Annotated in this window: 8 protein-coding genes; 1 reads left to right on the forward strand and 7 read right to left on the reverse strand. The window is 70.7% G+C overall.

The annotated features are described in order from the left end of the window. Positions 1-78: 78 nt before the first annotated feature. From B0675_RS31730 to B0675_RS31745, 4 genes are all read right to left on the reverse strand, one after another. Positions 79-1,821, reverse strand: coding sequence for a GAF domain-containing sensor histidine kinase (locus B0675_RS31730; RefSeq protein ID WP_179165480.1), 1,743 nt, complete (start codon positions 1,819-1,821; stop codon positions 79-81). Positions 1,822-2,243: 422 nt separating this feature from the next. Next, positions 2,244-2,753: a flavodoxin domain-containing protein gene (locus tag B0675_RS31735; RefSeq protein ID WP_081223048.1), complete on the reverse strand. Its 510-nt coding sequence runs from the start codon at positions 2,751-2,753 to the stop codon at positions 2,244-2,246. A gap of 16 nt (positions 2,754-2,769) precedes the next feature. After that, positions 2,770-3,501, reverse strand: a complete 732-nt coding sequence (locus B0675_RS31740) for a CBS domain-containing protein (protein ID WP_081223049.1) — start codon at positions 3,499-3,501, stop codon at positions 2,770-2,772. A gap of 12 nt (positions 3,502-3,513) precedes the next feature. After that, positions 3,514-6,201 carry a bifunctional GNAT family N-acetyltransferase/acetate--CoA ligase family protein gene (locus tag B0675_RS31745; protein ID WP_081223050.1) on the reverse strand — a complete coding sequence of 896 codons (2,688 nt, stop codon included), beginning with the start codon at positions 6,199-6,201 and terminating at the stop codon, positions 3,514-3,516. Positions 6,202-6,405: 204 nt separating this feature from the next. Here B0675_RS31745 and B0675_RS31750 point away from each other — a divergent pair, with 204 nt between their 5' ends. Further along, entirely contained in the window at positions 6,406-6,858 is a 453-nt protein-coding gene (locus tag B0675_RS31750) for a universal stress protein (RefSeq protein ID WP_081223051.1), read from the forward strand. Between the two features lie 28 nt (positions 6,859-6,886). Here the strand turns inward: B0675_RS31750 and B0675_RS31755 are convergent, their stop codons facing one another. The 3 genes from B0675_RS31755 to B0675_RS31765 all read right to left on the reverse strand — a co-directional run bounded on the left by B0675_RS31755 (position 6,887) and on the right by B0675_RS31765 (position 12,769). After that, positions 6,887-9,265 carry a glycosyl hydrolase family 65 protein gene (locus tag B0675_RS31755; RefSeq protein WP_081223052.1) on the reverse strand — a complete coding sequence of 793 codons (2,379 nt, stop codon included), beginning with the start codon at positions 9,263-9,265 and terminating at the stop codon, positions 6,887-6,889. A gap of 77 nt (positions 9,266-9,342) precedes the next feature. Then, a complete protein-coding gene (gap, locus tag B0675_RS31760) occupies positions 9,343-10,356 on the reverse strand; it encodes a type I glyceraldehyde-3-phosphate dehydrogenase (RefSeq protein WP_081223053.1) in 1,014 nt (337 codons plus the stop codon). Between the two features lie 31 nt (positions 10,357-10,387). Then, positions 10,388-12,769: a phosphoketolase family protein gene (locus tag B0675_RS31765; protein WP_081223054.1), complete on the reverse strand. Its 2,382-nt coding sequence runs from the start codon at positions 12,767-12,769 to the stop codon at positions 10,388-10,390. Between the last annotated feature and the right edge of the window lie 26 nt (positions 12,770-12,795).

Genomic DNA, 12,795 nt, shown 5'->3' on the forward strand with positions numbered 1-12,795 from the left:
GCGCGCCGCCCTGCTTCGGTCGTCCACGGGCCGCCCCGGCACCTCCAACGGATGACCGGTCCTGCGGCGCGACCGGCTTCAGTCCGTCGCACCGCTGTTCAGCGCTACCGGCACGCGCCATTCCAGCCGGGTGCCACCGCCTTCCGGGCGTTCGGCGAGGCTCAAGGTGCCGCCGAGTGCGGCGGCCCTCTCCTCCATGTTCTTCAGACCGCTGCGCGGTGCGTCGCTCGCGACTCCGCAGCCGTCGTCCGTCACCGTGAGCGTGAGCTCCCCCGCGACGAGACGCAGCCGGACATCGACTGCCTGGGCGCCCGAGTGCCGTGCGGCGTTGCTGAGCGCTTCGCCCAGGACGGCCATCGCATGGTCGGCGATACCGCCGGGGACGTCCGTGTCGACGAGTCCTTCGATCTGGAGGCCAGGAGAGAAACCCAGGGAGTGCGTGGCGGCCCGCACCGCCTCGGACACCCGCGCACGCAGGCCTCCGCCCTCCCGGGTTCCGCCGTGCGTGCGGAGGCCGAAGATGGTGGAGCGAATGATCTTGATGGTGTCGTCGAGGTCGTCCACGGTCCGCGTCAGGCGTTCCCTGCCTTCGGGATGCTCCATGAAACGCTGGGTGCTCTGGAGCGTCATCCCGGCGGCGAAGAGCCGTTGGATCGCCAGATCGTGCAGATCGCGGGCGATCCGATCCCGGTCCTGCAGCAACGCGATCTGCTCGGCATCCCGGCGTCGCTCCGCGAGCTCCAGCGTCAGCGCGGCCTGGCCGGCGAACGCGAGCAGCGGGCCGGTGGCTGCTTCACCGAAGGGAGCGGCACCCGGGGCACGGCCCAGGAGCAGCACCCCGCGCGCCTTCCCGCCCGCGCCCAAAGGTACGGCGACCACCGGGCCGAGCCCGGCCCACTGCGGGTCGCCGCCCCGGGCCACGCGCTCGTCGTGCGCGACGTCGTCGCTGACGACGGGTTCCGACGAGGTCAGTGCCGCGGCCACGAGTCCGTCCTTGCCGGACATCACCAGCCCCTGGCGCTGCTCGGCACCATGGCCGACCGCGAGCGCTGGACGCAGACTGTCTTCCCCCGGCAACCGCTCGGCGATCATCCCCACGTCGGCGGAGACGATCTTCCGTGCCGCGTCGGCGATCTGCTCCAACACCTCGGCGCTGGGGGCCCCTGACAGAAGCAGCCTGGTGACCTCACCGCTGGCCTGTTGCCACCGTTCACGAAGCCGCGTCTCCTCGTACAGTCGCGCGTTCTCGATGGCCACACCGGCTGCCACGGCCAAGGTCGACAGGACGGCCTCGTCCTCGGTGTCGAACTCCTTGGCGCTGCGCTTCTCGGTCAGGTAGAGGTTCCCGAACACCTCGTCACGGACCCGGATGGGGACGCCGAGAAACGAATGCATCGGCGGATGATCGGCAGGGAATCCGTAGGAGGCCGGGTGCTCCGAGAGTTCCGGGAGCCGCAGGGGTTCAGGGTGCCGGATCAGTTCGCCGAGGATGCCGTGGCCGCTGGGAAGCGCTCCGATCCGCTCCCGCTGCTCGCCCTCGATACCGACCGTCAGGAATTCGGCGAGCTTGCGGTCGCCGCCGATCACTCCCAGGGCGCCGTACTCGGCGTCGACGAGCACCACCGCGGCCTCGACGATGCTCCGCAGCACCTGTGGCAGATCCAATTCACGGCCTACGGACAGCACCGCTTCCAGCAGGCTGTGCAACCGGTCCCGGGTGCCGCGCACCGCGTCGATGCGGACCTGGAGCTCGCCCAGCAACTCGTCGAGGCGAAGTTTCGGCAAGTGGTCCTGTGAGCGCTCGCGCCCGTCCCCGCTCATCGCATCCTCCGGCCGGCACAGCAGCGAACAGGGCAGCCGTGCCCCTGCCTTCACCGTACCGTTCCGCGGGAACGCGGCACGGCCGGTCTCCGGCGTCAGTCGATGGTCCACGAAATGGCCCCCGGATCCCTGGCGCGGGTCGTCTCGTCGCTTCCCCGTCACGCGCCGGCTCCGCCGGGGCACGCCCGCTTCAGCCAGGGGACCGGGGGCCCGAACGGCCGCCGGGACAGCTGATCACCCAGTAGGCCTCCTCGCAGAGCGGCGGCTCCTGATCACGCAGCCGACGCACGCCGCTCCCACGCTCCCGGCCACCTGGCCCGGCCTGCAGGGCAAGGGCGGCAGGTAGTTCGAGGACGGTCACAAGGCCCGGCCCAACGAGGCGGGCCGGCTCCGGCCGGTGTCAAGGCACAGGCCCCCGGCGCTCAGCGCTGAGCCTCCCCCGCTGTCAGCGTCCTGCCGATACCGGCCGCCCACGCTTCGATCTGCTCGACATCACGGAAGTCACCGCCCTTTCCGGAGGACACGATCTTCCGGGCGACGTATCCCGTCGCCCCCTCCTGGAGGCACCCTCCGAATGTCACGTGCTCTTTGACGTCGAGCCGCGCCATGACCCGCTTGACGCCGGACACCGGCGGGATGTTCCGTACCGAGGCCGAGGAGTCGAGCGGACCGCTGCTGAAGAACCACAGGGGCATCGTCCCCAGCTCTCGACGGTTCCGGCTCACGAAGCTGCGGCAGTCCTTGTGCCAGCGGCCTCCGTACAGGGCGCCCCCCACCACCACGGCGTCGTAGGGCGCGAGGGTCGTCACCGACCCCGCGGGCAGCGTCTCGGCGGACACTCCGCCCTTGCGCAGGTTCTCCGCAACGATCTCGGCGATGCGCGCCGTCGATCCGTTGGTCGTTCCGTAGGCGACGAGGATCTTGTGCACCATCTGGACACGCCTCCTCTCACAGCTTGCGAAGGAACTGGTCGGCGACTCCGTGGACAGCCGGCTCGCCGGGGCGCAGATGTGCGTCGTCGAAGCGGTACTTGAGCTTGTCGACGACGCCCACGACGCCATCGATCCGACGGGTCATGGAAAGGGCGATCTCCGCCTCACTGCGGCGCTCGACGTGGCCGTCGAGCGTGACCACTCCTTCGGACACGGTGACGGTGACGGACTGCGGAACCAGCCACAGGGAGCGCACCAGGACTTCGTCGATCACCTCGGCGCGGATCTCACGGTCCGGCCGCAGGAACACCTGCAGCAGGTCACGCCGGGTCACGATGCCGACGAGGCGGTCCTCCTCGTCCACCACGGGGAGCCGCTCCACCGTGTTCTGCGCCATGATGCGCGCGGCTTCGGCGATGGTGTTCTCGGCGTAGACCGTGACGGGCGGTGCGGACATCAGCTGCCCGGCCGTCCGGGCTCGCGCCTTGACCGCCTGTCGGCGAGCACCGCGGGCCGGCAGGCTGAACCGGAAGCGGCGCTTGGGCGCGTACGGGTCGGGGGTCTGTGCCTGCCGGACCAAGAGGTCGGACTCGGAGATCACCCCGATGACCTTCTCGTCCTCGTCGACGACGGGGAGCCCGCTGATGGCGTGGGCGGCGAGCAGCCGCGCGACCTCTTTGAACGGGACGCCGTAGCGTGCGCGGACCACGTCCGTCGTCATCACGGATCCGACCTTGTTGTGCTTCATGTCCGTTCCTCCTCAGCGCAGTCGGCGCAGGTAGGGGTTCTGGATGTGGCGCGGCAGCAGCCGGACCCGTGCGTCGAGGACGCTGACGGCGCCGCGGGTCGCGAGGACGGGGTTGAAGTCCGTCTCGGCGAGCTGTGGCAGATCTCCTGCCATCCGGGAGAGACGCAGCAGAACCTGTTCCAGGCCCTCGAGGTCGGCCGCCCCGCTGCCGTGCGCTCCGAAGAGCAGCGGTGCGCAGCGCGGCGAAGTCATCAGGTCGTGAACGTCGTGGTCGGTCAGTGGCGCGAGGCGGGCCGCGTGGTCGGCCAGGACCTCTGTGGCCGTACCTCCCATCCCGAACAGCACGAGCGGGCCGAATACCTCGTCCTGGACGACGCCGGCGAAGAGTTCGGTCCCCCGGGGGGCGAGCGGCTGGACGACCACTCCGGTCAGGAGCCCGGCGAACCGCGTCTCGAAGTCCCGGAACGCTGCGCGCACTTGGGCGTCGCCCTGGAGATCGAGGTGGATCGCGTGCTGTTCGGTCTTGTGGAGCAGGCCGGGCCAGTACGCCTTCAGGACGACACGGCCGTCCGGACCCCGGAGCCGTTCGGCGGCGATGACGGCGTCGTCCTCGGTCTCGGCCCAGGCCCAGTCGCACTGGGGTATGCCGTAGCAGGCGAGCAGCTCGGCGCAGGTGCGCGGGTCCAGCCAGCCGCCGTCGGGGTGGGTGGTGAGGAAAGCAGCGGCAACCGTCCTGGCGCGTTCGGTGTCGACGTCCGACAGTTCGGGGACCGTTCCGGCCGGCCGGGTCAGCCATGCCGCCCTGCGCGCGGCGTGGGCCAACGCCCCCGCCGCTGCGTCCGGCTCGGCGTAGGACGGGATCGTGCCGCCGTCCGCTGCGGGCAAGAGCTCGATCGGCAGGGCCTGTTCCAGCCGGATGACGGCAACCGGGCGGGCCCTGCGCGCGGGGCCCGCGGTCAGCGCCCGGACCAGATCGTCGCCGGTCGCCGTGGCGACCGCGGTGGGCACGAGCGCCACCAGGACCGCGTCGACGCATGGATGGCGCACGACCTGGTCCACGCACTCCCTGAGCTGTTCCTCCGAGACGGCTGCGGTGACGTCCACGAGATTGGCCACGGAGGCGCCGTCGGGCAGCACGGCGAGCAGATCGTCGCTCAGTTGCGGCGTCAGAGGCGGTAGGACCAGTCCGGCTTCCGCGCACGCGTCCGCGGCGAGGACGCCGGCACCGCCGGCGTTGGTGACGATCGCGACGCGGCTGCCGGCAGGTAGGGGTTGCGCGTGCAGAAGTGCGGCCGTTTCGAGGAGCTCGCCGACCGAGCGGGTGGCGGTGACGCCCGCGTGGGTGAAGAGGGACTGGCGGGTCATCGTCAGGGTCGCCGCGGCCGCGGTGTGCGAGGCGGCCGCGCGGCGGCCCGCGTCGGTGCGTCCCGCGTCGACCGTGAGGACCGGCATACGGCGGGTCACGCGGCGCGCCGTACGCGAGAAGGCGCGCGGGTTGCCGAACGATTCCAGGTGCAGCAGCGCCAGATCGGTGATGCCGTCGCTCTCCCACCACTGGAGCATGTCGTTGCCGCTGACGTCGTACTTGTCTCCGAGCGACACGAAGGAGGAGACGCCGATCCCGAGCCGGGACAGCCCGTCGAGCAGGGCGATTCCGACGCCGCCCGACTGGACGGCGACACCCGCCGTGCCCGGTCGGGGGTGGTCGGCGGCGAAGGTCGCGTCGAGCGAGAGCTCGGGGTCGGTGTTGGAGACGCCCAGACAGTTGGGTCCGACGAGCCGCATGCCGTGTGTGCGGCACGCGTCCAGCAACCGGCGCGCCTGCTCGTGGTCCAGCCCCGCAGTTACGACCAGCAGGGCACGAACGCCGGCCTTGCCGCACTCCTCGGCGGCGTCGGGCAGGGCCGCGGCCGGGATGGCGAGCACGGCGAGGTCGGGTATGGCGGGGAGGGAGCCGATCGAGGGGTAGGAAGGCACTCCCAGGACTGAAGTGACGCTGGGATTCACGGCGAACAGGCGGCGTGTGAAACCTCCGGCGCGCAGATGGCGCAGGAGAGCCCGGCCGACCGATCCGGGGCGGCGCCCCGCTCCGACCACGGCCACGGCATCGGGGCGCAACAACGGCTCCAGGCTGGCCACGTCGGCGCCCCGGCCTCGCGACTCGACGGCCGTCAGGTAGGTTTCGTCCTCGTCCAGGGCGATGGTGCAGCGCACCTCCGGGCCTTCGACATGCCGGTCCGTGCGCAGTCCGAGGTCGGCGAACAGCCGCAGAACCTCGTGGTTCTCGGCCAGGGCGTCCGCGGTGAATTCACGGATGCCGGCCGCCCTCGCCGCGGACACCAGGTGCTCGACGAGCAGCGTCCCGACGCCCCGGTGGTGCAGGCCGTCGGCGACGCTGATGGAGATCTCGGCCGTGTCCGGGTCTTCACCGGTCTCGTATTCGGCGAGGCCGACGACGTGTCCCTGTGCCTCGGCGAGCAGGGACGCGTAGCCGGGGCGTGGAGTCGCGCATGCCCGGTCGGCCGCCATGTCGGCTGAACGACGACTCGCGGCGAAGAACCGCAGCCGGAGGTTGTCGGGAGACATCTCCTCGTACAGTCCGTGCAGCGACTCGTGGTCACCCGGCAGCGGCGTGCGTATGCACACCGTGGTGCCGTCCTGGAGCAGCGCGTGCACCGGTGGGCGGTCGTCGTCCGTCATCACTGGCCTCCTCGGAACCCCGTCGACACGTCGAGCATCCAGCGGTCCGCGCCGCCGCCCCAGGGGCTGATCGGGTGCACCGCATGGGCCGGTCGGCCCCGCTCATGCCCTCGACGGGATCCGTCCGGCCTCTGTGCGCAGGCGGGGGCGAGGAGGGACCGTGAAGGCGTGAAATCCTGTACGTGCGTGGAGGGGCGAACCGCGATGGAACAGAGACCCGTTGGCGCCGAGGCCGGGCATGGCGGTCCACGCCCGGTGGTCCTCGGGATCGATGCCCGCCGTCCGTGCGGCACCGTCACGGCGTTCGCCTTCGAGGCCGCTGCGCGGCGCGGCGCACTGCTGCACGCGGTGCACGCCTGGCGCCTTCCCGCGTCCGCCGAGTGGTCGATGCCGTTCGCCGTGCCCGAGGAGGACCGGGGCGCCTGGGAGGACCAGGAGGTTCAGCTGCTGTCCGACGCGCTGCGGCCGTGGCGCGAGAAGTATCCCAGGGTGCGCGTCTACGAGGACGTCAGGCTTCAGACTCCCGCGACGGCTCTCCTGCGTGCCGCGGAATCGGCGGGCGCCCTGGTCGTCGGCCGCGCCGGCACCGCCCTCGGGCCCACGCTCACGGATCTTCTCGGCCACGCCCGGTGTCCCGTGACGGTGGTCCCCCACTGACGGGACCGGCCGCGCTCATCGGAGAACGTCACCAGTCCGGCAGTGTCAGGCTGCAGGACTCTCCCGGGGCCACGGTGACCGTGCGGTCCGCGAGCGCCACGACGATCGGCTCGGCGTCGGATACCGGAACGGCCACACTCACCCGCCCTGCGCTCAGGCGCAGTTGTACGCCCTGATGACCGCGGTACCGGATCGCGAAGCCGTACTCGGACAGCTCGGGCAGAGGTGCGGGGTCCAGACGCAGCACTCCCCCACGGGTCTCCAGTCCCGTCAGACCGCGCTGGACGAGATCGAGGGTGCCGGCCATGGCTCCGAGGTGGATGCCCTCCCCGGTGGTACCACCCTGGAGATCGGCGATGTCGCCGTGCAGGGCTTCATGGACGTAGGTCCACGCTTCGCCCCGCCGCGCCCGGGCCAGGACCCAGCCGTGCACGAGGCTGCTCAGTGTCGATCCATGGCTGGTCCGGCGCAGGTAGTGGTCAACGGTACGGCGCCACAGCACGTCGTCGACCTCGTGACCGAGCCGGCGGAAGAGGCCGCCGAGTTCGGCCGGGGAGAAGAGGTAGCCGAGCATCAGCGTGTCCGCCTGCTTCGACGCCTGGTACCGGTTGACGCTGTCCCCCTCGGCCTCCAGGATCCTGTCCAGCCGCCGGATGTCCCCGTACCGTTCCCGGTAGCCCTCCCAGTCCAGCTCGGCGAGATCTCCGTAGCCCTCGAACTGGCTGATGACCCCGCTGTGGAAGGGCACGTTCAGCCGACGCGAGACGTCCTGCCACAGGTCGAGTTCCGCCTTGTCGAGGTTCGTCCGCTCCATCAGGTCCCGGCGTGGCAGCTCGGGCATCTCGCGCAGGACATCGAGTGTGCGGGCGAGCACCCAGGCCGCCGTGACGTTGGTGTACGTGTTGTCGTCGAGCCCCGGCCCGGCAGCTCCGGGGTACGCGTCGTGATACTCGTCGGGGCCGACCACACCACGGATCCGGTAGCGACCCAGAGAGTCGTCGTGGACGGCGAGCCCGGCCCAGAAGCGGGCGATCTGCGTGAGCATCTCGATGCCCTTGCCGTGCAGGAACTCCGTGTCACCGCTCGCCCCGCAGTACTGCAGCACGTTGTAGGCGATCGCCGATCCCACGTGGTGCTGGAGCCGCGAGTGGTCGGGCAGCCAGCGTCCGGAGCGGGGGTTGAGGTGGAGCTGCTGGGTCTCCTCCCGTCCGTCGCTGCCGCTCTGCCACGGATACATGGCGCCGGTGAGGCCGGCGCCCTCCGCTGCCCGGCAGGCCCGCTCCAGCCGCCGGTGACGGTAGGTCAGCAAGGCGCGGGAGACCTCCGGGAAGTGCAGGTTCAGGTACGGCAGCACGAACAGCTCGTCCCAGAACACGTGCCCCCGGTAGGCCTCGCCGTGCAACCCGCGGGCCGGCACCCCTACGTCCAGCTCCGCCGTGTGCGGCGAGAGAGTCTGCAGGACGTGGAACAGATGCAGACGCAGGATCGGTCCTGCGCTGTTCGGCACGTCCAGTACGGCACGGCGCCACAGCTGCGCCCATGCCGTGCGATGGGAGTCGAGCAGTGCGTCGAAGTCCGCGGCCTGAGCGGCCCCGTCGAGAGCGGCGCCCGCCGGGTCCTTGATCGCCGGGTCCTGGGAGGTGTGCAGGGCGACCGTCTTGTCGACGGTCACGGTGCGGCCGTCGGTGAGGTCGAGTCGCAGCAGTTGGGCCGCGCGACCCGGGGTGTGGGCGTCGGAGGTCGCGGCAGGCGTGTCCGTGACGGTCCGCGCGGCCAGCCCGACGGCGATGTCGGAGGTGCTGGTACGGCAACTGAGCCAGACCGTGTCCGCCGCGCCGTTCCCCGTACGGATGTCCACGAGGTGCTGCGATGCGAGAGAGCGGTACCGCGCGACTCCGCTGTTGGTGACCGTGCCGTCGAGCGCCGACTCGATGTCGACCGGACCCGACCAGCCCTCGGCGGTCAGCTCCGTGCGCAGCAAGGCCATATGAGGGTGGGCCATATGGACCAGGCGCACCTGCCGTACGGCGACGCGCCGGCCTTCCTCGTCCTCGTACCGCGCGGTGCGCTCCAGTGTGCCGGCGCTCGTGTCGAGCCGGAGACGGTGGTCCAGGAGGCGATGGGTGTCGGGGGTGAGCCAGGTTCCCGTGCTGGTACGGACGCGGAGCGGCAGCCAGTTGGGCAGGTTGACCATGTCCTCGTTCTCGACACGGATGCCCCCGACGTTCGACGTGAGGCGGTTGTAGACGCCCGCAGCGTACGTGCCGGGGTAATGAACGGAATCCGCCGTGCACTCCGGGGCGGTGCCACGCGTCGCGAAGTAGCCGTTGCCGAGCGTGCACAGCGCTTCGCGCAGACGCTCCTCGGCCGGTTCGTAGCCTTCGTAGTCCCAGGTCCGATCATGCATTGCGCCATCCTGTGTCATGAGCGGTCGAGTCGTGATCCGCGGCACGCGGGGGCACGGCTCGACCGCCTCTCACGGCGTCAGTCGTCGGCGACCAGTGCCGTGAGGTCGAGGAGCCGGTTGGTGTACCCCCACTCGTTGTCGTACCAGCCGAACACCTTGACCAGCGTTCCGTTGGCCTGGGTCAGGGCCGGATCGAAGATGCAGGAGGCGGGGTCGCCGATGACGTCCCGGGAGACGATCGGGGCCCGGGACACGCGGAGGATGCCGTTCAGTCGCCCGTCCGCCGCCTCCGAGAAGGCGGAGTTGATCTCGTCGGCCGACACCTCGGCGCGCAGCACGAGGGTCAGGTCGGTGAGCGACCCGTCCTCGACGGGCACCCGGACCGCTGTCCCGTCCAGCACGCCGGCGAGTTCGGGCACGACGAGGCCCACGGCGCGGGCGGCACCCGTGCTGGTGGGGATGATGCTGAGCGCGGCCGATCGGGCCCGGCGAAGGTCCTTGTGCGGGCTGTCCAGCAGCGACTGGTCATTGGTGTAGCCGTGGATCGTGGTCATCACACCCCGCTCGATCCCGAAGGCGTCGTGGAGCACCTTGACCATCGGCGCGACGCAGTTGGTGGTGCAGGAGGCGGCGGACACGATGCGGTCGGTGGAGCGGTCGTAGGTGCTGTCGTTGACGCCCATCACGATGGTGGCGTCCGCGTTCCTGCCGGGGGCCGAGAGCAGCACCGTGTGGGCTCCGCCCTTGAGATGCGCGGCGGCGGCGTCCCTGTCGCGGAACCGGCCGGTCGACTCGATGACGATGTCGGCACCTTCGTCGGACCACTGGAGCGACGCGGGGTCGCGCTCGGCGGTCACGGCGATGCGTCGGCCGTCGACGGTGATGGAGTTGTCGTCGTGCAGGACCTCACGGCCGATCCGGCCGAACGTGGAGTCGTACTCGAGGAGATGAGCGAGCGCGGCGGGTGGCGCGATGTCGTTGATCGCGACCACCTCGACGTACTGAGTGCCTGCTTCGGCGCGTTCCAGTGCCGCGCGCAGGTAGGTGCGGCCGATCCGGCCGAAGCCGTTGATGCCGACGCGTACGGTCATGGCGGTGTACTCCTTCGCGAGTGGGTGGGGTTCAGCCGCTCCAGGTCCAGTCCGCGACCTCGGGCAGGTCGGTGCCGTGCTCACGGATCCAGACGTGGTGGCGGGAGCGGGCGTCCTCCATCCGCTGGCGCACGGTGGCGGCGCGGACCCCGAGACCGGGCACGCGGTCGATGACGTCCATGACGAGCCGGTAGCGGTCCAGGTCGTTGCGCACGACCATGTCGAACGGCGTCGTCGTGGTCCCCATCTCCTTGTAACCGCGCACATGGAGGTTCGCGTGGCCGCTGCGCCGGTAGGCGAGACGGTGGATGAGCCAGGGATAGCCGTGGTAGGCGAAGATCACCGGCTTGTCCGCGGTGAACAGCCCGTCGTACTCGAAGTCGCTCATGCCGTGCGGGTGTTCCTCACGCGGCAGCAACCGGGTCATGTCCACGACGTTGACGACCCGCACGGCCAGGTCGGGCAGGTGCCGGCGCAGCAACTGCGCCGCGGCCAGGACCTCGAGGGTGGGCACGTCACCGGCGCAGGCGAGGACGACGTCGGGCTCGCCGCCGTGCTCCGTGCCCGCCCACTCCCAGATGCCGGCGCCGCGTGCGCAGTGGTCGCGGGCCTGGTCCATGGACAGCCAGTCGAAGCAGGGCTGTTTGCCGGCGACGACGACGTTCACGTAGTCGCGGCTGCGCAGCACATGGTCCGCGACGGACAGCAGGGTGTTGGCGTCCGGCGGCAGGTAGACGCGCACCACCTCGGGGCTCTTGTTCAGGACGTGGTCGACGAACCCGGGGTCCTGGTGCGAGAAGCCGTTGTGGTCCTGGCGCCAGACGTGCGACGTCAGCAGATAGTTGAGGGACGCGATGGGACGACGCCAGGCCAACTCACGTGACGTCTTGAGCCACTTGATGTGCTGGTTGACCATCGAGTCGACGATGTGCACGAACGCCTCGTAGCAGGAGAACAACCCGTGCCGGCCGGTGAGGAGGTAGCCCTCCAGCCAGCCCTGGCAGGTGTGCTCCGAGAGGATCTCCATGACCCGGCCGTGGCGCTCCAAGTGTTCGTCCACCGGCAGGTGTTCGGCCTGCCAGGCCTTGCCGCTGACGTCGAGGACCGCCTGGAGCCGGTTCGACGCCGTCTCGTCGGGACCCACCAGCCGGAAGTCCCTGCGTCCGCCGGTGTCCTTCATCACCCGGGCCAGGAGGTCACCGAGCACCCGGGTCGGCTCGTGCAGGGTCGCGCCCGGCTTGTCGACCGGCACGGCGAAGTCGTCGAGAGGCGGAAGGGGAAGGTCCTGGACGAGCAGGCCGCCATTGGCATGGGGAGTGGCACCCAACCGCTTGACGCCGTCGGGGACACAGGCCAGCACGTCGGCGACGGGCCGGCCCTCGGCACCGAAGAGCTCCTCGGGCCGGTACGAACGCAGCCACTCCTCCAACTGGCGGAGGTGTTCGGGATTCTCGCGGACCCGGGCCAGGGGCACCTGGTGGGCACGCCAGGTGCCCTCGACCTGCACGCCGTCCACCTCGGCGGGGCCGGTCCAGCCCTTCGGCGTACGCAGCACGATCATCGGCCAGTGCACGCGCTCGGTGACACCGTCCTCCCGCGCGGTCCGCTGCATCAGGGCGATGCGGTCGAGCGCCTCGTCCAGCGCGGCGGCCATGGCCCGGTGCACCGCGGCGGGGTCGTCGCCGGAGACGTGGAGGGGCTCATGCCCGTAGCCCCGCAGCAGCTCGTCCAGTTCGGCCTCCGGAAGGCGGGCGAGCACGGTCGGGTTGGCGATCTTGTAGCCGTTGAGGTGCAGGATCGGCAGCACCGCACCGTCGTGGACCGGGTCGAGGAACTTGTTGGAGTGCCAGGACGCCGCCAGCGGCCCGGTCTCCGCCTCGCCGTCACCGACGACACACGTGACCAGCAGATCCGGGTTGTCGAACGCGGCCCCGTAGGCGTGGGCCAAGGAGTAGCCCAGCTCACCGCCCTCGTGGATCGAGCCCGGCGTCTCCGGCGCGACATGGCTCGGCACACCGCCGGGGAACGAGAACTGCCGGAAGAGCTTCCCCATGCCCTCGGCGTCGCGGGACACGGAGGGGTACGTCCGACTGTAGGTGCCCTCCAGCCAGGAGTTCGCCAGCACCGCCGGCCCCCCGTGACCCGGCCCCCACACGCACAGCGCGTCGATCCCGCGCGCCTTGATCACCCGGTTGAGATGGGTGTGGACCAGGTTGAGGCCGGGGGACGTACCCCAGTGGCCGAGGAGGCGCGGCTTGATGTGATGGGGGGCCAGGGGCTCGGTGAGGAGCGGGTTCGCGAGCAGGTAGATCTGGCCCACGGCAAGGTAGTTGGCGGCCCGCCAGTGGGCGTCCAGCGCGCGGAGTTCCTCATCCGTCAGTACGGTGCTGTCCTGGTGTTCGGCCTTGGGCATGATCACTCCGTGAGTCAGCGGGGTGT

Source organism: Streptomyces sp. M41(2017) (genome assembly GCF_002078175.1).
Lineage (GTDB): Bacteria > Actinomycetota > Actinomycetes > Streptomycetales > Streptomycetaceae > Streptomyces.